Here is a 26,584-nt window from a genome sequence, read left to right on the forward strand (position 1 = left end):
TACTCAATGACCAAATCTCGAAAAGTCCGACGCAAAGCAAGTTATTACCGAGCCCTCATCGGCTCTGCCCTCGTCGGTACCAGCCTTTCTCAAATGGCTCTTCCTGTATTAGCAGCGGGTACTAGAGCCGGTACTAATATTAGTAACACCGCTACGGCTACCTACGAAAATCCAGAGGATCCTAATGACCCTTTCACCGTTGAGTCTAACAGGGTAATCATAGAAGTTGCCAAAGTAGCGGGTATCAGTGCTGTACCTGCAGGTATTATTGATCGTAATGATGGAAGTGTTCAAAATGGAGATATATTAGATTTTCTTTTCGATGTAACAAACACAGGTAATGATGCGACCAATATTATCGTTCCTGCTCCTGATCAATTAATTGCTCAACGCCTAATTAACAGAGAAATATCTTTACAAGATAGTGACGGAACTCCCCTTGTCGAGGGAACTGACTTTACCGTTAATAATGGTGAAATAACAATCCTAAACGTACAACCAGATCAAACCATTCGAGTAATAGTCACTGGTACTGCTAATATAACGAACTTAGGTCAAGAAATTAGCGTAACTTTAGGTAACACAGGGGCAAATGATAATAGCCCTGGAACTCAAAACCAACCAATACAAGGGACTGGAAATCTTCAAACTCAGGCCATCGGAGATCCACCAGCTAATGGTGAAAGGGAAGCTAGTGCTTTTCAAAGTGTTGAGTCTGGGACCGAAATTATTGCTAGACCCCTTGCCTTAGCATTACTACTTAAAACAGGAACTGTCACTAGCACAGGGGCGGAAACTACTAACACTGATAATATCATCACCTATAACTTAGAGTTAAGGGTTCAAGGACAATCTCCTAATCAAACTCGCTTTGTTCCTGAAGACTTAGTAGGTACACCTATCAGATTAGATGGACAAGAACGAACAAGAATTCTTGTATCCGATGCTATTCCTGCGGGTACTCAACTTAATGCCGCTCCTACAGCCCCAGCTGGCTGGGAGGTTGTTTATACAGAAAGCCCATTGGCGAATAGCCCTGTCATTGTTCCTAACTCACCAGTTCCTGAAGTAGAGTGGACAACAAATCCACCTAACTTAAGCAGTGTTACCAGAGTTGGTTTTATCAAAACTGTTGCGGGCGATCCTGTTGATAATGAGAATACGACTAACCGAGTGACGGTTAATACAACAGTGGATGGCTTTAGCTTCGCAGTTAGAACCACTGGTTTAGGAGTTAACGGTGGTACTGTTAATAACATCGCTCAAGTTTTTGGTCGCACCTATAATGATCCTGGTAACAATGTAGAACCTATCGATCAGATCGTTTATGATGAATCTGGGGATCAAAGACCGAATAACTTTAATGATAATAATACTCCTCCCGATGACGATGGAAATGGATCCTTCTACGATCCTCTTACAAATGATGGTATCGCAGATCCTAATCGAGATGGAGTAGATCCTGGTAATAACAATGGGCAAGGAGAGTTTGGTGAAGTCAACAAAATTACTATTGTTGCCGTACTCGCTCCTCCAGCGGATCTCTTAATTGGTCCCCAAGGTCGTCCTGACGCAACTGGGCCTATTAATGATAATGATGACTTTACCAATAAAGCGGCATCAGGAAATGTTGATGGAAATGTTGTAAATAATCTTAACGATGTAGAATTTATCAACACCATTACCAACACTACCAATACAGCCTTTGATAACGTTACTGTTGAACCCATTACCCCCTCTCAAGCTAGTCAGGTTCCCGACACTGGTGGAAACTTTGGTAATGATGATGACATACCCCTTGGTACTTTGGTTACAATTACCGTGAATGGTAATTCTGTTACCTATGAATATGTAGATGATCAAGGCACAAAAAGATGGCTAAGAATAGACGATGGTGAACTACCTACTGCCATTGATAATTTTGCTCCCAATCAACTACAAAACTATACTGTGACGATTACATTACCTAGCGGTGTTGACTTTTTAAGTGACAATGCCATACCCATTGCCGTATTTGTAGATCCTGACACTAGCAGAGATTTAAATGCTAATCCTATAGATATTAACGGTAGAGATTATTTCATCCCAGCTTATGCTTTAGTGAATGGTAATTCACCTACAGGTACAAACGTTACCATTAACCGTGTGTATGCGGGTGGATTCATGGAACTAATCAAAGAAGCTCGTATCCTAGATGCGAACGGCACACAAATAGCTCCGTTTAGTAGTAATGCAACTATTGCAACCAATCCAACCCCCGGTCAGTTTATTGAGTATCGTATTCGTTACAGAAACGTATCAACTCCTGCAACGGGCAGTGGCAACGTAACGTTAAGTGCCAATAACTTCCGTATCGTGGAAGATGGTAATGTCTTAAACGGTAATAATTGGGCTGAAAATAATAATACTATCCACTGGCAGAATACTTCTGCAACCAATGGAAATGTATTTTTCTACAGTGACACTAATCTTACTGATCTTGGTGACCCATTTGCAACCATAACTCCATCCACTGTTCTAAACACCTTACCAGGGTTTATTAGTACAAGCGATCCTACTAATGGAGCGACTGTGGGGGTTTACATTAACCAAATAGGTACTGTAGCACCCCAAGGCATTGGTAACTTTACCTTCCGTCGTCAAGTACGTCTTCTAGGTGAAACTGGACCTACCAATCCTCCCACCCCGTAGAAATTAAAGTTAATCAACTCATCAAAAGTTGAAGTAAAATCTCTTTTTCTCTGAACTTTAGGGGAAAAGAGATAACCGTAAAAACACAAAAAATAGTTTCAGCGATAAATCACATTTGAACATCATGAAAAAAATCAACAAAAAAATAATTGGTTTCGGTGCGGTAGGACTCTTTGCCGCCACTCTCACCCTAATGATCGATTCCCCCGTACGGGCAACCCTACAACAAGCAGGGGAAATCATTGCTCAGGCCATCAGAACCCCAGAAGTTCGCCTGAACCTAACCGTTGATAAACAATCCATTGAACTAAACGAACAAGGAGAAGAGCAAATTGTCTGGGAAGATTTGGGTACTCAGGCAACCGTTGTTCCGGGGGATACCCTTCGCTATCAAGTAGCAAGTCAAAACCTAGGGGAAGAAGCCGCCAGAGATTTGGTTATTACCCAGCCCATTCCTGCGGAAATGATTTATATCCTCGGTTCCGCTACCACCAGCAACGGTGCAACCATCACCTACAGCATTGACGGGGGGCAAACCTTCGTGGAAAATCCCACCATTGAAGTAACCCTTGAAGATGGCACGGTGGAGGTACAACCCGCCCCTGCCGATTCCTATACCCATGTCCGTTGGGAAGCCGCTCAAGAGTTGACCGCTGAGGGTGATATGACCGTGGGTTATCAAGTTATTGTACGTTAAATAACTTGTTTCTGTAAAATGATCCTCTGTCTGAAGCAGGGCATGGGCAAAGTCTAACCTAAAATTCATTTTTCTTAGTTGCTTTAGTCAGTTTTTGCTATTAGCTTTGTTTATTTATTCTAAAGGGGGTCATAGGGTAAAACCTATATTCCTCATAAAGTAAATTTCATTGCTAATAGCTGAACTCTACTAAAGTGAGTTAATTTTTTTCTGAAATAATCAAGATTTTAAGTATTAATTAACTTTTAAAGAGAAGAAAAATCACCTGCCTTTAAACCAATCTTTTTCCCCATTCAAATCATGATTTCTATCCATGAGTCTGCCAGTGATAAAAGCCAAAAGTTTCCCCATAAATAGGTCAATACGTCGTTTTGTTGCCATGGTCTTGGCAACTATATTTTTGACCATCAATGTTCCCTCCCTCATCGCCCAGGAGGAGGTCAACGAAAATATCTCTGCCCTTTTACCCTGCGAAGTTACTACGGAGGATGGAGAGGTATTGGAAAATCAGGCTATCTATAGCTATGAAAATGAACAAAATATTTTTAATGGATTATCCAACCGCCTAACTTCTCAGATTGTTTTGGAACGAGGAGAAATCGAGGTTAGCGCTTTGGGTATTCGCAACGATGAGGGCGAAACCATTGAAGAGGAGGAAATTTCGGGGGCAGACTTTGCTAGAAAGGTTCTTATTTATAGTTTTGCCATCGAAAACAAAGGCAATTTATCTGCTGATGTTACCCTTCCGAACCCTAGCACGATTCAAGAATCGGGCTTAACGGGAGAAGCTACCATTCTTGGGGTGGAATATATAGAAGGGGATGGAGAAGAAGGGCAGGAAATCGGTGAGCCTGTGAGCGTCACCCTGGCGCCAGAAGATTTGGTTCGGTTGTTTGTGAGGGTGCTATTACCCAATCGTTTTTTGGAAGATGAACCCAATCCCGTCAGCATCAGTTTGGGGGTAGGTAATATCTGTGGAAATAGTGTAGCACAGTTGGGGGTTAATGTGGTGGCATCTCCTTTGATTGACCCTCTGGGGCAGATTACGGGCTGTGAGGGGGAACTTCTGGCGGATTATCAAGGATTTTTCGTTGGTTTGTTTGATCCTGACCCGAATGATCCTACGGGGGGCATTTTGGGGGCGGTACCTTTAACCACCACGGAAGTTCCTGATAACCCCAATAATAATATTCCCCTGGGTCTTGCTCCTAATATAGAAAATAGTAATCCTTTCTTTTTAACTAATTCTGATGAGGGAAGGTACAATTTCCTCTTTGATGAAAGAAGGGGACAATTGGATTTTGGTAGGCAATACATCCTGTTGGTGAATCCCCCCAGTGATTCGTTATATAACGAACGTCGTGTACGTCTTACCATTGGTCAAAGAATTGGGGATACTATCATTGAATATACGGCTCAATCTTTGGATGGAAGACCATTGACGGTAACAGATCCTTTCCAGCGCACTTTAATTACGGGACAGTTCGTTTTGGTGGAGGATGCAGAAAGATTTGGACTTAATTTAGCGGTATTGGATTTAGATACCGATGTATGTTTGGCTCAGGAATTACGGTTAGATAAATCGGGCGATCGCATTGCTACCGAACCGGGAGACATTGTGCTGTATCGTCTCAATGCCCGTAACCTATCCACAGGAACATTAGGCAATATTGAAATCACCGACCAACTACCAGCGGGGATTAACTTAATCGAGAATACCGTCAAAGGAAGACTAGCAGATCAACCCGTGGACATTTCCATCACAAGGAGCGATCGCACCGTCACCTTTAAACCCACGGATCCCACCTTTGAACTAACCCAAGGACAAGTATTAACCATCGTCTATGGTGCTAGGGTTACTCCCGATGCCATCCGAGGAAACGGTAGAAACTCCGCCATCTTGGCAGGAACCATCAACGGTAGAGCCTTAAGGGAAGGACCTGCTACCCACCGCCTCGAGATAAGAAGCGGAATCCTCACCGACTACGGCACCATTATCGGTCGGGTGTTCGTGGACAAAAACTTTGACGGGGAACAACAACCAGGGGAACCCGGAGTACCCAATGCCGTAATCTTCCTGCAAAACGGCAACCGCATCACCACCGATGCCGATGGACTATTTTCCGTTACCAACGTTCTCCCCGGTTCCTATACAGGGGTATTAGATCCCTTGAGTATTCCAGAATATGAACTAGCGCCAAACCTTTTCGTCAGCGAACGCAACAGCCGATCTCGCTTAGTGAGGGTTGCCCCCGGCGGTATGGTCAGAATGAACTTTGCCGTAACCCCCAAAGCCCAAGAAGGAGGTCAGTAAAAAATGAACAATCAACAGTGCGTTAAATTACTATTAAACTGGTTAGCAGGTGGAAAAAACCTCCGTAACCTAGTCATCTTAATCCTTGGGCTTACCTTCCTCAGCCAAGGCTATCAACCCTTGGAAGTAAAGGCTCAAAGCCCTGAGCAAGAAGAAACGGATAGTGATTCAACCCCCACCCCCGAACAACCTGAAACCCAAAATATTCCCACCCCCACCTCCGAACAAACCCTAACTCCCAGTGAAGCCATTACCCAAACGCCAGATCCCGAAGATCTAAACAGAATCAGAATTTTAGCCCCCACCGAAGGAGCCGTACTAAACATTCCCTCCTCCACCGTAGTGGTGCAATACCCCGTGGAAGGCAACGTAGAATTAAGGGTAAATGGAAGATTAGTAGATCCTACCCTCATCGGTAGGGTAGAAACCAACCGACAAACAGGATTAGTAATTCAAACCTGGTATGGGGTAGGGTTAGCCATGGGGGAAAACATCCTCTCGGTGCGGGGTACAAAAAATGGGCAAGAACTTCCCGAAGTACGCTATCAACTGATGGTCGCCGAAGCGCCTAGCAAACTAGAAATCGAAACCCTCGAATCAAGGGTCCCTGCCGATGGTCGTTCCACCGTCACCGTGCGAGGACAACTACTAGACAAAAATGGTAATCGTTCTAACTACAATACCAACGTTACCCTCAATACCAGTGCGGGGGAATTTATTGGCAATGACGCAAACCCTGACGCTCAGGGGTTTCAAGCCAAGATAGTTAACGGGGAATTTACCGCCACTCTCCGCACCGCCACCCAAGCCCAAACCGTCAGGATTCAAGCCAGAACCAGTCAGCTAGAAGCCTTTACCCAAGTACAGTTTGACACCGCCCTACGGTCTGAACCCATCATCAATGGCGTGGTCGATTTTCGTTTGGGGGCAAGGGGTACGGACTTTTATCGCCCCCGACGGGAATTTTTACCCCTCGATGAAGATAATGTCACGGAGTTTAATGTCACGGGTTCCGCCTTTGCCACAGGCTCCGTGGGAGATTGGCAGTTTACGGGGGCATTTAATAGCGATCGGGCAATTAATGAAGACGAGTTTGGCAGAAGTCGCTTATTTGGGGGTTTTCAAACCTCGGAACAGGTTTACCCTACCTACGGAGATAGTTCGACCATTGAACAAACTACCCCCTCCATTGACTCATTTTACCTGCGCTTTGAACGCTCCTCCGAAAGGTTGAATGTGGAGCCTGATTATTTTATGTGGGGGGATTTTCGTACCCAAGAATTTTCTAGCGCTTCCCAACAGTTTACCGCCACCCAACGCTCTTTACACGGCTTTAAGGGTAACTATACTTTAGGAAATCTTCAGTTGAGCGCCTTTTTTGCCAATAATGTGGATGGTTTCCAACGGGATACCATTGCCCCCGATGGCACGAGGGGAGACTATTTTCTTTCTCGTCGTTTGGTGTCTCCGGGGAGTGAAAATATCTTCATTGAGTTAGAGGAGTTGAACCGCCCGGGTACGGTATTGGCAAGGGAGGAGTTACGAAGGGGGGTTGATTATGACATTGATTATGATCGGGGTTCTCTTTTCTTTAGTTCACCCATCATCCGTACCGCTGTGGATGACCAAGGACGTATTTTGGTACGTCGCATCGTGGCAACCTATCAGTTTGAGGGCGCTGAAGGGGGGGGCGGTACTATGTATGGAGGTAGATTCCGTTATTTCCTCAGTCGTAATGTGGGGCGAGAGAGTTGGTTAGGGGGTTCTTTTGTCCAAGAAAATCAGGGTTTAAGGGATTTTCAACTCTATGGGGCTGATGCTTTTATTCCTTTAGGAGAAAATGGTCATTTAATTGCGGAGTATGCCATTTCCCATAATAATTCTGAACGAATGGGGCAGGTCAGTGGTTCTGCTTACCGTTTTGAGCTTGAGGGGGATATTACGGAAAGGATTAGGGGGAGGGCTTATTTACAGTCCGCTGAAACGGGATTTAGTAATAACGCTACCATCAGTTTTGTGCCGGGGCAAACTCGTTACGGAGCGCAGGTTGAAGCTACCCTTTCCCCCACCACCAATCTTCGACTTCAGTATGACCATGAGGATAATGTGGGGGTTGCCCCCCGTCCTCTTCCCTTTGATGAACTACTTTTTCCAGGTACAGAACCCGTGCCGGGGAGTCGGGTGGATAATAGTTTGACCACCATTACCGCTGGAATACAACAACGCCTTGGAGATAGGGCTGATTTGACGGTGGATTGGATTCATCGTAGCCGAGAAGATCGTATTTCTCCCAATGCTTTTTCAGGGAATTCTAGCCAAGTGCGATCGCAATTTAGCTATGCTTTCACCGATACCCTCCGATTTAGAGCCACCAATGAATTTACCGTTTCCTCTGGCACCGATGCAGTTTTTTCCGATCGCACCTCCTTAAATCTTGATTGGGAAGTGATGCGGGGAATTACGGTGAGTTTAGGACAAAATTGGTTTAGTCGGGGAGGACAACTAGAAGGACAGTCCATCACCAGTTTAGGGGTATCGGCTAACTACAAAGTGGCATCGGATACCAACCTTACCGCCCGTTATGCCATTCTTGGGGGCGGATTTGGCTCCCAGGGAGCTGTGGGCATCACCCAAGGCATCACCCTTGCCCCCGGGTTAAAAGTTAACCTTGCCTATGAGCGTATCTTCCAAGGACAGGATTTGCGCACCGCCGCCGGTTCTACCTTTGCCCAACCCTTTGCCCCCGGACAGGGCGCCTCTTCCCTCCAACCCACGGGGGGACATTCCTACAGTGTGGGCATTGAATATACCGATAATCCTAATTTTCGGGTTAGTGCAGGGTTAGATCACCGTAGATCGGGCGATCGCAGCAATACCGCCTTTAGTGCCTCCATCACAGGAAAAATATCCCCGAGTCTCACCGCCTTGGGTACTTATCGCCAAAGCTATGTTGCCAACCAAACCCTCGACTTGGGGGCATCTAGTCAATTACGCCTAGGTTTAGCATATCGCAACCCAGAGGATGATCGTTTTAATGCCCTACTGCGCTACGAATATCGAAAAAATCCATCCTTAATCCCAGAAAGTATCCTTGTGTCACGGGGTTCAGGGTTAGAAGATCATGTTTTTAGCCTTGAGGGAATTTACGCCCCCAATTGGCGCTGGGAATTTTATGGCAAGATTGCCCTGCGTAATACTACTACCTTTATGGCGGAAGATTTTGTGGGGGATAGTCTGATTACCCTTTCCCAACTACGGGCAGTGTATCGCTTTGCATACAAATTTGATCTTACCAGTGAATTACGGTGGATTAATGATAATGGTGGTAACTACAGCGAAGGGGGCGGCTTGGTGGAATTGGGGTATTACCTCACCCCCAATATGCGACTCTCCGCAGGCTATGCCCTCGGTAGGATTGATGACCGAGATTTTAGCGGTACTCGCTCCGCAGGGGGCCCTTATTTAGGACTCACGGTAAAACTTAATGGTTTATTTGATAGTTTTGGGCAAAATCGCCCTGCTTTACCTCCCCAACCTTCTTCCGTTTCCTCTGCCCCAGAGGTTTCGATGGTGGTTGATGAGGGGGACAATAATGGGGAACAAATTACGGAGGAAGATAACATTTCCCAAGATTTCATCCATGAAGATTTGATGGCAAAGGTGTTTTCAGATCCTAATTTAACTAATCAATTTTCTACGGAGGAATTAATGGACTATGTCAATTTTTTACAAGGAGAATATGTCTTTTTAAGTAAAGAAGAATACTTTAAACTATTTGAGGTGAAACAATAATGGGCGATCGCACTTTAATGGGACAAATAATTAAAATAATTATAAATAACCGCAATAAATTGTTTTTTTTAACCATTTTTTGTATTTTATCAGGAAGAAATAACCCCATTCAAGCCTTAGAAACAAGACAAAATTATCAAATAATTGTTAATAGTAACTTGGATGGTGACATCAACCCAGATCAACATTTAACCCTCCGAGAGGCGATCGCCCTGATCAACAATACCTTAACCCTAGAGGAATTAAGTGAGTTAGAACAAACCCAAGTAGAAATCCTCCCAGATGAGGAAGTTTCCAGGATTCACTTTAACCTTGATAATACCACCATAACCCTAGAAGGTTTATTGCCCCCCATCGCTAATCCCGTTATCATTGACGGCACCACCAACCAAGGCTATAACCCTGATATTTCCCCCCTAGAGCAACAAAATATACCCCAACCCGTAGTTACCCTCACCCGAAACCTTGAAAATCCCATCTTTCGGGGCTTAACCCTTAGCTCCAGTGATATTACCATTCGAGGGTTAAATATCTACGGTTTTAGGGCAAACAACCAAGTCAACAACCGACTAAATCTAGTTACCCCTGCGGGTAATATCGTCATCACCCATCAACTGCACCCCGAAAACTTTAATCAAGAATTGTCTAACTACGAGCGCACCCGACGAAATAGAATAGATCAAACATTTGAAGATCCTTTGGGCTACAGTTATGATTTTAGGGATAGAATGCCCAGTGAAAACATCGTCATCGAAAATAACTGGATCGGGTTTAATCCCCATCAAGGGTTAAATTCTGTAAACTCGGCGTTCGGTGTTTATATTTTTAATGGTAATAATACTAGGGTAGAAAATAATTACATTAGTGGTCATTTAGGCAGTGGTATCATCACAGGAAAAAATGCCCAACATAGTTTAATTAGTAATAATCTCATCCGTGGTAATGGCAATCAAGGAGTACCCGATGCCATCCGCCTAGAGGGGGATATTAGCAACTCTCGCATTAGTAATAATACCATCGTGGAAAATCAGGGTAGTGGAATTTATTTATTTAGAACAAAAGGCTCAATCACCATCGAAGATAACGAGATTATGGGCAATGGTTTACAAGAAATTAGGGGGGCTATTTATGTAATGGGTAGTGGTCATCGCCTCGAAAATAACCGCATTTTTGACCATAATGGGCCGGGGGTAGTAGTAACGGCTTACCCTCAAAGTATGGCTAACATCATTACTAACAATCGTTTTGGCGGTCTTAATGGTCTAAGCATTGACCTTGTTACCCGTAATCAAGCTGGTATTCATGACTATCAAAAGGGAGATGGGATTAACCCCCCTCGCAACTCAAAAAATCGCCGTCAGGATACCGCCCATGGAGCTATTAATGCACCCCAATTCCTAGCACCCTATTTCTACAAAATCGGTGAAACCACGGCCATTGATGGTATGGCAGATCCTTTTTCGGTGATTACCCTCTATCGGGTGGACGAAGATGGTTTATATGGTCCTCTTAGTGAACCCATTGCCGAGGTGATGGCGGATGAGGAAGGACGTTTTCAGGCATCCCTACCCTTACAAGTTGGGCAAGTGATAAGTGCGATCGCCCTTCTACCCGAATATGGTACATCAGAACCATCCAGAAATGCCGAGATTAGGGCATTACCATAATTTTTTATGCCTTCAGAATAAAACAAAATTTATAAAATTCCCCATAGGCCAAAATTTACTTTATTTAAAACATTTATTAAGAAACGAACCCAAGAATATCCCATGATTACCCGTAAATCAATTCCTCGAATCATATCCATCTTCATAGCATCTTTTCTTCTAGCCATCAATTTAACTTTTGCTCCCATAGCGATGAGTCAAGTTGCCATTACTAGTTTAACAGTTACAAATGAAGCTGCTGTTGAAAGCCAATACACCGTAGGTCCCACAAATTATAGCTTTGGTCAGGGAAATAATCAAAAGCTGACAGGATTTAACAGAGGTACAAGTGAAGAATACGATCTTCTTGAGCTGGTTGATCAGATTAATATTAAGAGAGTTAATAATCCTCTAGTCACAGGTAACAGACAATTAGTATTTTTTGAAGGATCTTCAACAAACAATAATACAAATATAAACTTATTCCCTACTGAAGTTGATCGTTCTGTAAATCAACAAAACGACTTGATAATGAAACAAGTACTTCTTGGGGATATTATCAATCGAGGAAGTGATAATATTTTTGGTAATACAGGTGATGGTGGTACTACACCTCAAACTGAGCGCAACAACAATAACATCGAAAGAGTAGATTTTGTGGCAACGGGTGGTCTTTCTGCACCTAGTGCGGCATTAAGCCAAATTGGTTTTTTAATTCTTGAGCGTGGAGGAAATGATGCTTTTAAGATAGCTCCAATCACTGCCATTGATGGTCAAGGTAATCCCACAGCATATGGAAATGTTGTTTCTATAGAAATAGATACGGATACGAATCCTTGGGGACCAAGTGGAATACAAATAGCAACACAAGTTCTAAGAAAAGATGATGCTGAAAGTTTTTTGACACGCACAAACAGTGTTGGAAATCAACGAATCAGTAGTATTTTCTTTAGCTATCAGAGTCTAGGTATCACTGATAGCCAAGTTTTTTACGGTTATTCTTTGGTGGGTGGAGATGTAAATGTTGGAATGAATCCCAATAGCTTATTAGATATTGAAAATGAGAATATTTTTCCTCGTAATACAAGTTCAACTAGTGGTGCTACTGGAGGACTTGATTTAATTGCTAGTGGGGGAGTATTTGCCCTGAGTACTCTTAATACATTAGATGTTGAGGTAACAAAGGAAAGTAATGTTTCAGAAGCATCTCCTGGTCAAACCATTACATATACCATCACCGTACGAAATAATGACCCATCCGCAACAGCTACAAACTATAGAGTAATCGATAATTTACCACCTGAACTTATCAATGCTGAATGGACTTGTGCTTCAACGGAAGCAGCAGATTGCAATCCCAGCGATTCTAGTTCAACGACCAAGACAGGAACTGGAAGTATCGATGAATTAGTAACGATTCCGCCCCAACAGTCTGTAACCTATACTGTGACAGCGACAATTGGTCAGAATGTCCAGGTGGGAGAGACCATAAGTAACACTGCTCAAATTTCCCCCACTGGTGAACAAATTGATAGTATTTCCAGCAACAATACTTCTACTGCTGATATTACTGTCTCGACTGACTTGGAAGTTAGTAAGACTGTTGATAATATCTATCCTATACAAGGTACAGAGATCCAATATATAATCACTGTCAAAAATAATGGTCCGAGTACTGCCAATAATGTGGAAGTCAATGAGTTATTACCGAATAATTTAACCTATATTAGTCATAAATATTTACTGGGTAATACTAACAATGATCCTCCTACTGACGGCTCAACTATTAGTAGTGATGTTGCGGGCATTTTGGTTAATCCTTTGAGATACAACCCTAATACAGGTATTTGGGATGTTGGTACTTTGGCTGTTAATCAAACAGCCTTCTTGTATCTTCATGCACGAGTAAATACTGATTCTGGGACTATTACTAATACTGTTACAGTCCCTCCAGATTTAGATAATACAAATAATGAAGATAGCTTGGAGATTTTCCCTCAAGCTCCTGATGATTCAAAGCCTTTGGTTTGTGACACATTCATTGCGGAATTTAATTGGGATAATCCAGATATTAATTGGCCTGAAGGAAAAAATGGCACGGAGAGCTATTCTGTCGGAGGAGTCGGTATTACTTTGACTACGGGCTTGACCGATAATGCTGAATTTACTTCCGTTACTGGCTTTGGGAATACTCCGAATGATAATGAACTTTTTACCCGCGCAGGTTTAAATCCTCCTGGTTCGGCTAAAAGTCTTCACTACCAAATCGACCCTAGTCAACAAGGGGCAGGAGCAACTTTAACCATTGAATTTGATCAGTTGATTGATAATGTGGAGTTGGATGTAAGAGATATTGACATAAATACTGGTGGTAGTTGGTCTGATAAGGTTGTGTTTTATGGGTTTAATGGTAATGATTTTGTTGCACCAAAGATAACCCCCGTTGCTTCTAATCCTGTCTTAGTAGTTAGTGCGAACGGAAATGGGAATATGGTTTATGGAACAGGGGATGCGCCTAATCAAACCAGTAACCGAGGAGATGTTCTAGTTTCTTTTAACTCTCCTGTAGATAAGATTGAGTTGTTTTTCTCTGACTACAAAACCACCTCTCCTTTTAATCCAAGTAATCATGGAATTGGGATGTTAGGTACTCTTAAATTCTGTTCTCCTGAACCTGTTTCCTCTGATCCCAATGTATTATTAGTTAAACGAATCACCTCGATTAATGGTACAACAAACACTAAACCCAATGGACAGGATATGAGTGCTTACAACAATGATCCTAATTATGCTTACGATGAAAATAGTGATGATTTAAATAATCCTAACTTAGTTACCGTGAATGGTCGGCAAATTCCTCCTACTACTTTCTGGCCTGATACCACTGCAAATACTGCTAGTAATTTCTTGATTGGGGCGATTAATGGTGGTGAAATTGAACCGGGTGACACAGTAGAATATACAGTTTATTTCCTTTCTGCTGGTGATACTGAAGCTAAAAATGTGTTGGTGTGCGATCGCATTCCTGACAACATGACTTTTGTTCCCAATAGCTTTGGCGAAGGACTAGGTATCCGTTGGGGTTATGACGTGAATAGTGACGGTACTTTAACGGATCAAGATCTTACCAATATTAATGATGGTGATGCAGGTACTTATTTCCCTCCAGGACTAGAACCAAATAGCTTTATTGGCTCTGGCTTTTCTAGTGTGAACTGTGGTGGTATTAACAACACTGGGGCGGTGGTTGTTAAGTTGGGAGATTTACCCCCAGCCACGGCTCCGGGTGATCCTACCACCTCCTATGGTTACATTCGTTTCCGAGCGAAGCTAAATGACCATAACTAGAGTTAGTGGTGCGGTGGTTTTGGGGAATTAGCTTCCTGGGCGATCGCACCGTACCCTTAAAAAAAGACAAAAGGCGATCGCCCCCTAATGAATCACAAAAAAAAGTGGGCATTGCCCACCCACCAAATCTTAAATATTTTTTTCGGGAAATAGAGTAACAAATAATCGATTGATATAAACTTGTCCTGCCACTTCCTTGGAATCAGATTTTACGATACCCCAAGGATCATCATCGGTTTTGATAGGCTCTTGTCTCTCTTGTTTTTTTTGACTGTCTTCTGGGATTTGTGGGTTAGGGTGTGGGGTTGAATTTTGTGGGGGGGTAATGGGGGGTATTTTATTTCTATACTTGTTCAGATGATCCTGTTGCTTTTGTGCGTCGGTTTTGACTTTGTCTAATGCTGGATTACTCTCTGGGGTAGTATCCTCTGATATATTTTCTGAAGGGGCAGAGGATTCGGAAATAGTCTCACTTTCAATATTAACAGTCCGAGAGCGATCGCCCTTTACCGTACCAGAAGGAATCACACTCAAAGGCTCAACATCAATATTATAGATAGTTACCGCCGAACCGATGGAAACCTGATTACCGATAATACACTGTCCAAAAACTAAACAACCAGCCCCCAAAATGGCATTAGCTTTGATTTCAATGGTGGCATCGGGAAAAGCCGTGATAATGGAACCCATACCCAAACACACCCCCCCATGGATGAGGATTTTTGCCCCCTGGGGCGCATGGATGATCACACCGTCAGCAATTACCGCACTATCATCGATGGTGACATCGCCTCTGATTTGAATATTTTTAATGGTGCTTGGTTGCAGAATGGGTAATGACATTCGGACTAAATTGTTTTTTTTTGAACTTGAAAATAATGGGGAAGTAAAGGGTTTTTGATGGAAAGGAAAGGGGCGCAAGGCCCCTTATGAATAAGAAACTATGGGCGTTGGATAATAGCTTCTGCTACCCGTTTTCTGGCCTCAGTATCAATGCCAATCATGCGGACATATTCGCCGTTATGATCTTGAAGACAACCTTCTAAAGCTCTGATAACCTCAGATTCATTGGTGCTATTGATAGGAGAGCAACTCTGCCAAGATTTCGCCTTGAAACGGCGTACGGTGGCGTGTTCCGTCCCAATTTTATAACCTTGGGCTAGGAGCGATCGCAACTGCTTCAGTACATCATCCCCTAAACGGCTACTGACACTGTGACCATTACGACCATGGGCAGAAGCCACGGAGGCAGGACGACTAGCACCATTAGCACTAGGAGAAGTCCTTACGGTGTGAGCTTCAGGGGTATCCCCGGGGCGCTGGATCATCATTTCCAACACACGACGTTTAGCCTCCGTATCAATGCCAATCATGCGTACATATTCCCCAGCATGATCCTGCATACAACCCTCTAGGGCCGTTAAAACATCCCGTTCATTGGTTGCCTTGATGGGGGAACAACTCTTCCAAGATTTCGCCTTAAAGTGGCGTAGATCAGCGTGTTCAGTACCAATGTGATAACCCTGACTCAACAAAGAGCGCACCTGTTGCACCGCATCCGCACTTAAGCTAGTGGCCACCGAGCCACCATTACCATTACTACGAGGGGCATGGCTCGCGCCATTACTACCCCCAGAAGCAGACTCCCCGGGGCGCTGGATAATGGTTTGGGAAACCCGTTTTTTGGCTTGAGGATCTACCCCAATAATACGTACATACTCCCCATCAAACTCCTTAAGATAACCTTGTAAAGTTTTTACCGCTTCATTAACGGAATTGGTGGTAATACTAGGGGCTGTAATCCAAGATTTAGCCTTAAAGCGACGAATATCGGCGTGTTCTACCCCAATATTAAAACCGCCCTGAATGAGCGATCGCACTTCTCCACTAATATCCGTACCATTGGCTGCCACCACAGAAGCACCAGCCCCATTACCACTGGCTACCGCAGGAGCGACGGAAGTAGTATTTAAACGGGAAGGTTGCCCGGGGGTATCATCGGGGCGCTGGATAATAATTTCTGCCACCCTTGCTTTCGCCTGGGTATCCACCCCAATCAAACGAACATATTCCCCTTGGTGTTCATTTAAAAAACTTTCTAAGTGCGCTAAAACTTGGGCTTCTTGGGTGCTATTGTCGATGGAACCAGTCAACCAAGACTTAGTTTTGAAACGACGTACACTCGCATACTCCACCCCAATTTTATAACCCTGTCTGAGCAGAGAACGAACTTGATTTACTATATCTGTATTTAAACTCATATTAGTTACTGATTGATAACTATTACTATCTTGATTATTATTATGATTAGAAGAATCAGAAACATCCTGATTTCGGAAACCTGTGATACAAGCATCATTTTCAGCACAAAGATAACCCTGTGCCAAAGCCTCATTGACATGCACCACATGGGCGGCAAACTCCTTGTCCTCGGGTTGAACATCAGGAAGACGGTCAGCTTGTTGTTGATTAGTAATAATCGACCCTGAAGGAATATACTTCCCAGGGGGAATCTCCACATCCTGAATCAAAACGTGCATCATCACGATGCAACCATCTCCAACTCTGGCATTAAAAATAGTGGAACGAAAACCAATAAAACAATTATTACCCACATAAGCCGGACCATGGATTAGAGATAAATGAGTAATACAACTTTCCTTACCAATCCAAACCGAATAGTCCTTGCCGTCATCCCCCCTGACTCGACCTTTTTCTAAACCATGAATTACCACCCCATCCTGAATATTGCTATCATCACCGATATAAAAGGGTGTACCTTCATCCGCACGAATAGAAGTACCGGGGGCTACCATCACATGGGAACCCACCGTCACATCACCGATTAGATTAGAAAAAGAATGAACATAGGCAGTTTCATCTACCCTCGGCTCTTTCAAATCCTTGGACCAAGGAGTAGGGGGCGCTGCCATTCTAGGGACGCGCATGAAAACCTCCATTTTTTATACTACGAACTGTTATGAAAGGACACAAGAGGTTAACCAGTCCCCTGTTATGCTCAGTTAGTCTCCTTGTCCTCGTGGTGTTGAGAAAGGAAAAAGGCAGTAGATTATTAATACATTCTCTCCTCATCTTTCTTGCTATAAAGCGTTCCTGATGCGACGGTAACTGTATCAATAATGCCCACCACCATGGCATCCACAGGACGATTTTCTTGCCCCGCTTCCTTTCTTGCCGCACTGCCCCTAGTCAGTAAAACCCACTCATGAATCCCTGCACCAACGGTATCCCCTGCCACCTCATAGGTAGGAAGAAGATTACCCTCAGCGTCTATTAACTGAACCAAGAGAAGTTTTACCCCAGTCAAATTTCTTGACTTAAGATTACTAACGACCGTACCGCATACTTGAGCTATTTGCACTTGATTAACCTAAAATTATGGTCTTCTGTTACCGCCTAGAGGACGAGGGTTGATGCTTTCTCTGAATTGTTCTACTTCTTCGGTATAACGGATAGGTAAAACATATTCGAGGTTTTCGTGGGGACGGGCGATGATGTGGTGAGATAACACTTGACCACCATTTACTCTTTTTACATTGTCAATTCCCGCAGAAATTGACGCTTGTACTTCGGATACATCTCCTCGGACGATAACAGTCACACGACCACTACCAATTTTTTCATAACCCACAAGGGTTACACGGGCCGCTTTCACCATGGCATCGGCGGCTTCTACCACGGCTGGAAACCCCAGGGTTTCAATCATTCCTACTGCAATTGACATAATCGTTACTTTTTGTTGTTTGGACTGACACTATGATGGTTGTAGTAGCTATTAAAAAAATATTAATAACTACGGAACTGTTCTACTTCTTCGGTGTAACGGATAGGTAAAACGTATTCGAGGTTTTCGTGGGGACGGGCAATGATGTGGGTAGATAGTACCTGACCACCATTTACTCGGTTAGCACCTTCGATACCTGCGGCGATGGATGCCTGTACTTCGGATACGTCTCCTCTAACGATAACGGTTACACGACCACTACCGATTTTTTCATAACCCACAAGGGTTACACGGGCAGCTTTCACCATGGAGTCTGCCGCTTCTACCACCGCTGGAAACCCTAGGGTTTCAATCATTCCTACTGCAATTGACATAATTAATAGTTCCTATTTTGTATGAATTTTAGTTAAAACTACTTATTTTTTTTGGTAGTTGAATTAAGGTTTTTGTTTAATAGCTACGGAATTGTTCTACTTCTTCGGTATAACGGATAGGTAAAACGTATTCGAGGTTTTCGTGGGGACGGGCGATGATGTGGGTAGATAGCACTTCTCCACCATTTACACCATTGGCTCTTTCAATCCCGGCGGCGATGGATGCCTGTACTTCGGATACGTCTCCTCTAATAATTACGGTTACACGACCACTACCGATTTTTTCATAACCCACAAGGGTTACACGAGCGGCTTTCACCATAGCATCAGCGGCTTCTACCACTGCGGGAAACCCTAGGGTTTCAATCATTCCTACTGCAATTGACATTTTTGGTTTTTTTTATCTCCTATTCTGCATTTTGTTAAAATTACCACGGAAGCAGTGCTTATGTACTACTTTGTTAGACGGTTAATTCCTTCTATCGGGAAAAAAATCTAGTTAGCTTAAAAAAACTAATTTAGTTTAATTTTTTTTGACTGATAATTTTACTTTGATGTCAGAATTTTAATTTTTATCTAACATAAGCATAAACAAGGGTGGTACGTTTGACAAGATAAAGGATGATGATATTTATTAATCTTTTCCTTAACGATTTTTAATGATTCTTAATTTTTCTGATTACACTTCGTTTTTTTTCCTTGGCAAGATAATCGGGGATTACAATGAACCAAAATTTCTTGAAAAGTTTAGGTTTTGTAGGAGCAAATTAGATAAAGTTTTATTACGATATTGTGATTATTTTATATTTTGTGGTAGTGCTTAGGGTTTATTCCCATTAATGTTTGTGGAGGGATAACAAAAATTAATTTGTAACCATATCTCTACGGAATATCTTTTACCATTAATGGTTAATTAATAAGATTATTTTAATAACTTTGATGGATAATAATTTACTTAATATTCCTTTTGTGGATTTGGCTTGGCAAAATGAGCCTTTATTGTCTGAGATTGAGGGGGCGATGGGGGATGTCATCAGGAGGGGAGATTTTATTCTAGGTAAGGAGGTAAGGGAGTTTGAGGAGGATTTTGCTCGGGCTTGTGGGGTAAAATACGGTATGGGGGTAGGCAGTGGGACTGATGCGATCGCCCTTGGACTCAGGGCTTGTGGTATCATGGAGGGGGATGAAATACTGGTTCCTGCTAATACCTTCATCGCTACGGTTATCGGGGTAATCTTGGCAGGGGCCAAACCTGTGTTAGTGGATTGTGATATTAATACCGCCCTCATGGATTTAGAATCAGCACAAAAGGCAGTTACCAAGAAAACTAAAGCCATTGTTCCAGTACATTTGTATGGGCAGATGGTATCACCCCAAAAATTACAAGACTTTGCCCAGAGTAATAATTTAATTATTTTTGAAGATAGCGCCCAAGCCCACCTTGCCCAACGGGAAGGAAAAACCGCAGGAAGTATCGGTTTAGCCAGTGCCTTTAGTTTTTATCCTAGTAAAAATTTGGGGGCTTTTGGTAATGGGGGGATGGTGGTAACGGATGATGGGGAGATAGCCCAAAAAGTGCGTAGTCTCAGAAACTATGGCGCCCCTAAAAAGTATTATCACACCGAATTTGGTACTAACAGCCGTTTAAATACTCTCCAAGGGGCGGTATTAAAAATAAAATTACCCCATTTACAAAAATGGAATGGTTGGCGTAATCAGGCGGGGGCAAAATATGACCAACTTTTACAACCTTTGGCTGAATACGGTATCACTCCCATAAAAAATGTGGTGGGAAAAGGACATATTTATCATCTTTATGTTATTAATATAAAGCCTTCCCCTAAGGGCGATCGCACAGAAACCCTAAATCGTACCATAATCCAAGATAAATTAAATAACATGGGTATTCAAACAGGGATTCACTACCCCATTCCTTGTCATCTACAACCTGCGTACCGTTATTTAGGTTATCAAAAAGGAGATTTTCCCCATGCCGAAAGTCTTTGTGATAATATTCTTTCCTTGCCCATGTATCCAGGCATTAAAGATGAACAGTTAGAAATAGTATCAGATAAAATCAAAGAGGTAATCAAACATTGACATTTATGCCCCTAGCTAAAAAAAATTAATCATCGAAGAAATTATTTTCCTCCTCCAAAGATTGATTATTGTATAACTCCTCTAGCTGTTGATGACTGAGGCGACGAGATACCCGACGATATTTTTTTGTATTTAATTTTGGTTCGCTATAAACTTTCCCAGAGTCTTTGACCATTTTTTTGACGCTCGATTCTGTATCACGGGTTTGAGCGGTTTTTTCCTCCTGGGCGAGAATTTCTTGTAAAAATCGTAGATAATATTCATATCTTTCCCATGAACCTTTTACCACACATTCTGGCTCTTCTTGGTGTAAACAATCATTAAATTTACACTGTCCTTGAATAAGTTTTTGTCTGGCTTCGGGAAAATAGTTAATCAAATTTTGGGAAGGGCAATCGAAGTCAGGTTGATTAAATCCGGGGCTATCGGCTATGTATCCCCCTTGGGGCATCTCAAATAATTCCACATGGCGGGTGGTGTGTCTGCCTTTTTGTAGTTTTCCTGATACTTCACCGATGCGGATGTCTAGTTGAGGAATCAACAAGGAAGTTAGGCTCGATTTTCCGACTCCACTAGGCCCGGCGAGAATAGTTATTTTATCTTTTAATGTTGTTTTTAATGCTTCGATACCTTCGCTTTTTTCTATACTAAAAAAGTAGGGTTTATACCCCCAAGATGTTAATTTTTCTTGCCATTTTTCTCGTTTTTTTTGACTAATTAAATCAGCTTTATTTAGTCCTAACAATAATTTTAAGTTTGTGGATTCTGCCTTAACTAAAAAACGGCTCAACTGTACAGGATCTAGGGTTGGCTCTTCGAGGGCAAATACCAATAATATTTGGTCTGCATTGGCCATGGGGGGGCGTTGTAGTTCAGTTTTACGGGGGGTTACAGAGGCGATCGCCCCTCGCTCAAATTCTGTGGATTTTACATAAATGCGATCGCCCACTAGCACCGTTTGACCAATCTTTTTAAGACGGGTAGGACGAGTACAAAGAAGAGTTTGCCCCTCATCAAGACGTACTTGATAAAAGTTTGCTTGTACCGCCATTACCGTGCCAATTTTAGTATCGTATTTAGTCATAATAATGAATTAAGACTTGACCCTTAAGGCAAAGTAGTCATCCAAGGGAGTAATGGATTCCACCTCATAACCCTCCATTTTAAGACTATTCGGCACTTGCTCAATGGGTTCTCCCCCATCCAACCAAATCTCCAATAATTCACCCGATGACATCCTTTCCAATTGTAACTTGCTCCGAATAAAATTTAGGGGGCAAGGTGTTCCTCTCAAATCTAATTTATGCTCACTCATTTCCTTATTTATTTTATGTTTTAAAACAACGCTTTTTATCTAGTAAAATAATTTAGAAGCTACGGCAAAATTACAATAAATTTGATTATTTAAGCAGGAGTATCAGTCCAATCATCCTCACTCCAATCAATTTCCTCTGGATTGCAAGATATTTCACCACTATCCTGACTTTCTATCCATTCATTCCAATCATCAACACTATCCTCCTCTGGGGTAGGAATGACCTCCTCTGCCGCCCCATGGGTTTGATTATCTTCCAATAAATCCCCCCAATCAGCTTCATCATCACCACCGCCAGAAGAATCCATTTCTCCTAACCCATTAAAATCAGTGTCCTCAAAAAGTGCCTCCGACTCATCCTCTGATACATAATCATGGTTGATAATTTCTTCATTAATATTCTCGCTTTCTTCAGAATCTTGAATTACCACATCATCAACCCAACTTTCTTCGCTGTTATCCTCCCCAAAACTATCATCAAAATCATCATAACTAGCCTCTGCCACCTCATCAGGAGAGATAATTTGGGTAAACTCATCCTCCTCTATATCATCTTCCTCTGGGGAGTCAAAATCATCGAATTGTGCTTCGGAAATATATTGATTATTGTCTTCTTCATTAGAATCAAAATCATCAAATTCTGCATCAGATATAAAACTATCCTCATCCCCACTATCCACTTCATTCTCTTCAGAAAACTCATCAAAATCTTCTGGAATATTACTAATATATTCTTGGGTTAACTCCTGTTTTTCAAAAGAACTAATATTGCTCCCCTGCAAAGGTTCAAGATTAAGATTTCCCCCCGCCATAAGATCAAAAGCCTTGAGGAGAGTTTCCCTATTTTGTTCCCAAGTTTGATAAATTTCGCTAGTTTTTTGTTGGTGAAAATCAACGATAGTTTGATGATTGGGGGTTAAAAGTTCTGAGTCTATGTGGGTTTTTGACCCTTGAACTAGATCAATTTCCTTGGTAATAGAACAGGTCTGATTTTTTGTTTTTAAAGACGTGGTTAACTTAATTTTTAAACTATTACTAAGGGCTATTAATAGAGCTTGTTTATAGTTTTTTTGATTTAGAGCTTCATTAATTTGTTGAGAGCTATCCATATTTACAACTATTAAATATTATGAGTTTTCTTGGAGCAGGGTGAACATATTTTGTAAACTTTGAATATTTTGTAATATTCTTTGATGGGCATTTTCTACTTCTTGAAAATGGATTTTTTGAATTTTTTCATTATTATCTTGATTCTCAAAAGAGCCTCCTAATTCATTCTCAATTTCGTTTTCGAGGAGATTAACGGTACTACGAAAATGTATATCTTGATTAGGTTGTTGATGGGGAGATGAACTGGTAACAATTTCGATTTTTAGGGCTTCTGACATGGCGATCGCCATTGCTTGATCAATGTTACCGTCTCTAATTTGTGCCTTAATTTCTTGTATTTTACTCATATCAAAAAGAGACTCTCTTTTAAAATTTCTTCAAATAGCTTAACCCATAACCTGACCAAATTTTACCAAAAATCTGTGACTCGATAATTTAATTCCGTTAACATTTGTCGTAACAAAGGTAAACTCAAACCAATCACATTACTATGACAACCCACAATTTTATCAATCAAAAAACCACCCCTCCCCTCAAGGGCAAAACTCCCAGCACACTTTAAAGGCTCTCCCGTCGCCACATAAGCCCTAATGGTATCATCATCCACATTGGCAAAATAAACCTCCGTAATGCCACACCTAACCACCCTTTGACCATTATTAAGATCCAGTAAAGCATGACCAGTGTATAACTTACCCCCATTACCGCGCATATTACGCCAACGGTTAATAGCGTCCTGTTCATTTTCAGGTTTGCCATAGATTTCCCCATTGACAGCTAACACAGAATCACAGCCCAAAATTAAACCATCATTATGATTTTGAGCCACCATAGAAGCCTTATTTTCCGCCAAAGTATTAACGAGGTTATGGGGATTGAGTAAATCCACCAAAGATTCATCATAATTACTCACCTCCACTTGAGGATTAATGCCAATCATCCGCAGTAGTTTCAGACGGGCAGGGGAAGCGGAAGCCAAAATAAATTTAGTCATGAACTATCTAAAAAAAAATATTAGGATATATATTATCGAGCATTTGATGTAAGGGTTAAACATTGTTCAACCCCTACCCCCCAAGCAAACTAATAAGAAGCAAGGGAAAAAGAATTAGTAACCACTCTAAATAACTCAGATACATTCTCCCAACGAGATTCGGAAGTGGAGATATTAAAAGTGAACAATTTACCATTGTTTGTCACTACACTAGCCAGATTATGACGGTATTGATCCTCCCCTAGCTTGACCGAGTATTCTAGGATGTAATAATCCTTACCATCTACCTCTCTTTTTTCAGCGGAAATCAATTCGGCATTTCTACCCGAATCAGGATCTTGGTTTACCATTTTCATAAAGCGGTAACCCACATCCGTAGGAGTGCCTAAATCTGACAATTCCTTGCTATCTCCTACCTTGCTGATAATTACACTTAGGTTTTCGGTGCGCTCGATGAAGTCTCGATAAACCACATCAACCCCCTCCGAAGCATTTTGTACCTCCACAGGCATCCAACCATTAGGGTATAGAAACTCATAGCCATCAATGGCATCGGTATAACGTTGTAACCCAAATCCACCGATAGCACCCGTACAAGATACCAAGGAAAAGGTTAGGATAATTAATAAAAAAGAGAGTAAGCGTTTTATCATAATTTCCATGTTAAAAATATTTTGTCTCATTTTCCCATGAAAACCCCTTATTATTTATGGATAAATAATTAAACAAGCATTAATTTGTCAATTCCTAGGAAAAAAATAGAGTTTTATTAAGGGAAATTGCTCTAATCTTGACAGGCTAAGTACAATTGAATTAATTAATAGATAAGGGATGAAAGATGACTAATTCAGCAGATAACCCAAAAAAACCATTACCCTTACCTCCTCTGATGCCCCCCGGGGCTAATGGGAGCAAACCGAAGATTGAGGATGAAGATGATGATCAAACCAGAGTTAGTCTGGGAAAAATGCCCCCCCTTTCATCCCGCTCTACCCCCACAAATCAACCCAAGGATATGATCGATATTGGCAGTAGAAAACCTCTTTCCTTGGATGATGACTTAGATGATGATGATAGTTCCGATGGGGTAACCCAGATTAATCCGGGAACACAGGTTCCTCCTTTGGGTAGTAATAGATTGGGCAATACTCCTGCCCGTACTCCTTCTCCTTTGAGTGGAGGAGGCTTACCTGGTAGAACGCCCTCTGGTGGGGCTGTTACAACGAATACTCGCCGAATGGCACCAGAGCCTACGGGGGTAAAAAGAGGAGCTCCCATGGGGACTAGGGCGCCCCTGCATCCCCCTGCTGCCCCCCAAAGAGAATATGTACCCCTTACCCCTCCTTCCCAACGCGCCCCGGGGCAACCTTCCTTGGAGGAGTTGATCAAGATTGCCTATGATGAGGGTTATTCCGATGTCCATTTAGGGGTAGGTGAAATGGTGCGTATGCGCGATCGGGGAGAAATGCTCACCCTAGATCAATATCCTGAAATTGACAGTAATACTTTCATGAGTTGGTTGCAGGAAATTTTACGACCCCAAGACATTCAAAAATTTAAGAAGGAATTAGAGTTTGATGGGGCTACCCAATACGATTTTGCGAGGGTGAGGATCAATGTTTTCGACACCTTACGAGGTCATGCTTTGGTGTTACGTCTGATTCCCCTCAAAATTTTGAGCATGGAGCAGTTGAAACTACCTCCTATTTTTAGAGATGTTTGCGAAGCCCATAAAGGATTAATTTTGATTACAGGGCCTACGGGTTCGGGTAAATCCACCACCCTAGCGGCCATGATTGATTACATCAACGCAGAGCAAAGTAAGCATATCATCACCATTGAAGATCCTGTGGAATTCGTCCATAAAAGCCGTAAGTCTTTGATTAAGCAACGGGAGGTAGGGGTTCATACCCTCCAATTTGATAATGCCCTGAAGGCTTCTTTAAGGGAAGATCCTGACATCATTCTGGTGGGGGAAATGAGGGATAAGGAAACGGTAAATACGGCTCTTAAAGCGGCTCAAACGGGTCACTTAGTGATGGGTACTTTGCACACCAATAGTGCGGTAAAAACCCTCGAACGTATTTTCACTCTATATACTGCAGAGGAACAAACTGCCATCCGCAGTGCGCTCGCTGAGTCGTTGGTAAGTATCATTGCCCAAGGTTTATGCCGTACCACGGACGGAAGAAGGGCGGCTTATCATGACATTCTCATCAACACGGAAACTGTTAAGGACTACATTTTAAGTAATAAGTACGATGAAATTACTAGCTTAATGGATGAGGGAGAGTTTGACGGTATGATGACCATGAATAAATCGCTATTCAATCTTTATCAAGAAGGTCGCATTACTGAGGAAACAGCCCTTGAAAAATCCCCTGTACGCAATGAAATGGCAATGATGTTACGGGGCAGGGTTTAATTTTAGCTGCTTTTTGTAAACATTTTATTAACG

Annotated in this window: 22 protein-coding genes; 9 read left to right on the forward strand and 13 right to left on the reverse strand. The window is 42.3% G+C overall.

What is annotated here, in order from left to right; all coding sequences use genetic code 11:
- Window positions 1-6: 6 nt before the first annotated feature.
- The 5 genes from ACXITR_RS10590 to ACXITR_RS10610 all read left to right on the forward strand — a co-directional run bounded on the left by ACXITR_RS10590 (window position 7) and on the right by ACXITR_RS10610 (window position 11,161).
- Entirely contained in the window at window positions 7-2,691 is a 2,685-nt protein-coding gene (locus ACXITR_RS10590; protein ID WP_457997188.1) for a DUF7925 domain-containing protein, read from the forward strand.
- A 124-nt stretch (window positions 2,692-2,815) separates the two neighbouring features.
- Complete coding sequence (locus tag ACXITR_RS10595) at window positions 2,816-3,388, forward strand: hypothetical protein (RefSeq protein ID WP_457997189.1); 573 nt, start codon at window positions 2,816-2,818, stop codon at window positions 3,386-3,388.
- Between the two features lie 379 nt (window positions 3,389-3,767).
- Window positions 3,768-5,702, forward strand: a complete 1,935-nt coding sequence (locus tag ACXITR_RS10600) for a hypothetical protein (RefSeq protein WP_457997190.1) — start codon at window positions 3,768-3,770, stop codon at window positions 5,700-5,702.
- Window positions 5,703-5,705: 3 nt separating this feature from the next.
- The gene (locus ACXITR_RS10605; protein ID WP_457997191.1) at window positions 5,706-9,494 is read left to right on the forward strand and encodes a hypothetical protein; all 3,789 of its coding nucleotides are present in this window, start codon (window positions 5,706-5,708) and stop codon (window positions 9,492-9,494) included.
- Window positions 9,494-11,161, forward strand: coding sequence for a right-handed parallel beta-helix repeat-containing protein (locus ACXITR_RS10610; protein ID WP_457997192.1), 1,668 nt, complete (start codon window positions 9,494-9,496; stop codon window positions 11,159-11,161). The genes ACXITR_RS10605 and ACXITR_RS10610 overlap by 1 nt, the downstream gene beginning before the upstream one ends.
- Before the next feature lie 29 nt (window positions 11,162-11,190).
- On the opposite strand, the gene ACXITR_RS10615 is transcribed toward ACXITR_RS10610, so the two are convergent.
- Window positions 11,191-11,349 carry a hypothetical protein gene (locus ACXITR_RS10615; RefSeq protein WP_457997193.1) on the reverse strand — a complete coding sequence of 53 codons (159 nt, stop codon included), beginning with the start codon at window positions 11,347-11,349 and terminating at the stop codon, window positions 11,191-11,193.
- A gap of 322 nt (window positions 11,350-11,671) precedes the next feature.
- Here ACXITR_RS10615 and ACXITR_RS10620 point away from each other — a divergent pair, with 322 nt between their 5' ends.
- The gene (locus tag ACXITR_RS10620; RefSeq protein ID WP_457997194.1) at window positions 11,672-14,488 is read left to right on the forward strand and encodes a hypothetical protein; all 2,817 of its coding nucleotides are present in this window, start codon (window positions 11,672-11,674) and stop codon (window positions 14,486-14,488) included.
- Window positions 14,489-14,496: 8 nt separating this feature from the next.
- On the forward strand, window positions 14,497-14,646 hold the full coding sequence (locus ACXITR_RS10625) for a hypothetical protein (RefSeq protein ID WP_457997195.1): 150 nt from the start codon (window positions 14,497-14,499) through the stop codon (window positions 14,644-14,646).
- Here the strand turns inward: ACXITR_RS10625 and ACXITR_RS10630 are convergent.
- The 6 genes from ACXITR_RS10630 to ACXITR_RS10655 form a co-directional block, all read right to left on the reverse strand.
- Window positions 14,618-15,331, reverse strand: a complete 714-nt coding sequence (locus ACXITR_RS10630) for a hypothetical protein (RefSeq protein WP_457997196.1) — start codon at window positions 15,329-15,331, stop codon at window positions 14,618-14,620. The two genes, ACXITR_RS10625 and ACXITR_RS10630, sit on opposite strands and share 29 nt — an antisense overlap.
- Before the next feature lie 98 nt (window positions 15,332-15,429).
- On the reverse strand, window positions 15,430-17,436 hold the full coding sequence (locus ACXITR_RS10635; RefSeq protein WP_457997197.1) for a ribulose bisphosphate carboxylase small subunit: 2,007 nt from the start codon (window positions 17,434-17,436) through the stop codon (window positions 15,430-15,432).
- A 125-nt stretch (window positions 17,437-17,561) separates the two neighbouring features.
- Entirely contained in the window at window positions 17,562-17,870 is a 309-nt protein-coding gene (locus ACXITR_RS10640; RefSeq protein ID WP_446684091.1) for a EutN/CcmL family microcompartment protein, read from the reverse strand.
- Window positions 17,871-17,885: 15 nt separating this feature from the next.
- Entirely contained in the window at window positions 17,886-18,233 is a 348-nt protein-coding gene (locus ACXITR_RS10645; RefSeq protein WP_069790047.1) for a carbon dioxide-concentrating mechanism protein CcmK, read from the reverse strand.
- Window positions 18,234-18,295: 62 nt separating this feature from the next.
- A complete protein-coding gene (locus tag ACXITR_RS10650) occupies window positions 18,296-18,607 on the reverse strand; it encodes a carbon dioxide-concentrating mechanism protein CcmK (RefSeq protein WP_015221526.1) in 312 nt (103 codons plus the stop codon).
- Window positions 18,608-18,683: 76 nt separating this feature from the next.
- Complete coding sequence (locus ACXITR_RS10655; protein WP_069790048.1) at window positions 18,684-18,995, reverse strand: carbon dioxide-concentrating mechanism protein CcmK; 312 nt, start codon at window positions 18,993-18,995, stop codon at window positions 18,684-18,686.
- 551 nt (window positions 18,996-19,546) lie between these two features.
- Here ACXITR_RS10655 and ACXITR_RS10660 point away from each other — a divergent pair.
- The gene (locus ACXITR_RS10660) at window positions 19,547-20,707 is read left to right on the forward strand and encodes a DegT/DnrJ/EryC1/StrS family aminotransferase (protein ID WP_457997198.1); all 1,161 of its coding nucleotides are present in this window, start codon (window positions 19,547-19,549) and stop codon (window positions 20,705-20,707) included.
- Between the two features lie 25 nt (window positions 20,708-20,732).
- Here the strand turns inward: ACXITR_RS10660 and rsgA are convergent, their stop codons facing one another.
- From rsgA to psbP, 6 genes are all read right to left on the reverse strand, one after another.
- Window positions 20,733-21,791 (reverse strand): small ribosomal subunit biogenesis GTPase RsgA, encoded by a 1,059-nt coding sequence (rsgA, locus tag ACXITR_RS10665; protein ID WP_457997199.1) that lies wholly within the window; start codon window positions 21,789-21,791, stop codon window positions 20,733-20,735.
- Window positions 21,792-21,800: 9 nt separating this feature from the next.
- A complete protein-coding gene (locus tag ACXITR_RS10670) occupies window positions 21,801-22,022 on the reverse strand; it encodes a sulfurtransferase TusA family protein (RefSeq protein WP_457997200.1) in 222 nt (73 codons plus the stop codon).
- Between the two features lie 89 nt (window positions 22,023-22,111).
- Window positions 22,112-23,131 (reverse strand): hypothetical protein, encoded by a 1,020-nt coding sequence (locus tag ACXITR_RS10675; RefSeq protein ID WP_457997201.1) that lies wholly within the window; start codon window positions 23,129-23,131, stop codon window positions 22,112-22,114.
- Between the two features lie 18 nt (window positions 23,132-23,149).
- Entirely contained in the window at window positions 23,150-23,479 is a 330-nt protein-coding gene (locus tag ACXITR_RS10680; RefSeq protein WP_457997202.1) for a hypothetical protein, read from the reverse strand.
- A gap of 62 nt (window positions 23,480-23,541) precedes the next feature.
- On the reverse strand, window positions 23,542-24,126 hold the full coding sequence (locus ACXITR_RS10685; RefSeq protein WP_457997203.1) for a Maf family protein: 585 nt from the start codon (window positions 24,124-24,126) through the stop codon (window positions 23,542-23,544).
- A gap of 89 nt (window positions 24,127-24,215) precedes the next feature.
- A complete protein-coding gene (gene psbP, locus ACXITR_RS10690; RefSeq protein WP_457997218.1) occupies window positions 24,216-24,779 on the reverse strand; it encodes a photosystem II reaction center PsbP in 564 nt (187 codons plus the stop codon).
- A 185-nt stretch (window positions 24,780-24,964) separates the two neighbouring features.
- Here psbP and ACXITR_RS10695 point away from each other — a divergent pair, with 185 nt between their 5' ends.
- Window positions 24,965-26,551, forward strand: a complete 1,587-nt coding sequence (locus ACXITR_RS10695) for a PilT/PilU family type 4a pilus ATPase (protein WP_457997204.1) — start codon at window positions 24,965-24,967, stop codon at window positions 26,549-26,551.
- The last annotated feature ends 33 nt before the right edge of the window (window positions 26,552-26,584 follow it).

The sequence above is a fragment of the Cyanobacterium sp. genome (assembly GCF_054166785.1).

Bases quoted from the DNA above. Each gene is read 5' to 3' on its own strand.
- ACXITR_RS10655 (WP_069790048.1), bottom strand. From the start codon at position 18,995: ATGTCAATTGCAGTAGGAATGATTGAAACCCTAGGGTTTCCCGCAGTG.
- ACXITR_RS10590 (WP_457997188.1), top strand. From the start codon at position 7: ATGACCAAATCTCGAAAAGTCCGACGCAAAGCAAGTTATTACCGAGCC.
- ACXITR_RS10685 (WP_457997203.1), bottom strand. From the start codon at position 24,126: ATGACTAAATTTATTTTGGCTTCCGCTTCCCCTGCCCGTCTGAAACTA.
- ACXITR_RS10670 (WP_457997200.1), bottom strand. From the start codon at position 22,022: ATGAGTGAGCATAAATTAGATTTGAGAGGAACACCTTGCCCCCTAAAT.
- ACXITR_RS10595 (WP_457997189.1), top strand. From the start codon at position 2,816: ATGAAAAAAATCAACAAAAAAATAATTGGTTTCGGTGCGGTAGGACTC.
- ACXITR_RS10605 (WP_457997191.1), top strand. From the start codon at position 5,706: ATGAACAATCAACAGTGCGTTAAATTACTATTAAACTGGTTAGCAGGT.
- ACXITR_RS10600 (WP_457997190.1), top strand. From the start codon at position 3,768: ATGGTCTTGGCAACTATATTTTTGACCATCAATGTTCCCTCCCTCATC.
- ACXITR_RS10680 (WP_457997202.1), bottom strand. From the start codon at position 23,479: ATGAGTAAAATACAAGAAATTAAGGCACAAATTAGAGACGGTAACATT.
- ACXITR_RS10650 (WP_015221526.1), bottom strand. From the start codon at position 18,607: ATGTCAATTGCAGTAGGAATGATTGAAACCCTAGGGTTTCCAGCGGTG.
- ACXITR_RS10630 (WP_457997196.1), bottom strand. From the start codon at position 15,331: ATGTCATTACCCATTCTGCAACCAAGCACCATTAAAAATATTCAAATC.
- ACXITR_RS10610 (WP_457997192.1), top strand. From the start codon at position 9,494: ATGGGCGATCGCACTTTAATGGGACAAATAATTAAAATAATTATAAAT.
- ACXITR_RS10695 (WP_457997204.1), top strand. From the start codon at position 24,965: ATGACTAATTCAGCAGATAACCCAAAAAAACCATTACCCTTACCTCCT.
- ACXITR_RS10635 (WP_457997197.1), bottom strand. From the start codon at position 17,436: ATGCGCGTCCCTAGAATGGCAGCGCCCCCTACTCCTTGGTCCAAGGAT.
- rsgA (WP_457997199.1), bottom strand. From the start codon at position 21,791: ATGACTAAATACGATACTAAAATTGGCACGGTAATGGCGGTACAAGCA.
- psbP (WP_457997218.1), bottom strand. From the start codon at position 24,779: ATGATAAAACGCTTACTCTCTTTTTTATTAATTATCCTAACCTTTTCC.
- ACXITR_RS10615 (WP_457997193.1), bottom strand. From the start codon at position 11,349: ATGGGAGCAAAAGTTAAATTGATGGCTAGAAGAAAAGATGCTATGAAG.
- ACXITR_RS10660 (WP_457997198.1), top strand. From the start codon at position 19,547: ATGGATAATAATTTACTTAATATTCCTTTTGTGGATTTGGCTTGGCAA.
- ACXITR_RS10645 (WP_069790047.1), bottom strand. From the start codon at position 18,233: ATGTCAATTGCAGTAGGAATGATTGAAACCCTGGGGTTTCCAGCCGTG.
- ACXITR_RS10675 (WP_457997201.1), bottom strand. From the start codon at position 23,131: ATGGATAGCTCTCAACAAATTAATGAAGCTCTAAATCAAAAAAACTAT.
- ACXITR_RS10620 (WP_457997194.1), top strand. From the start codon at position 11,672: ATGAAACAAGTACTTCTTGGGGATATTATCAATCGAGGAAGTGATAAT.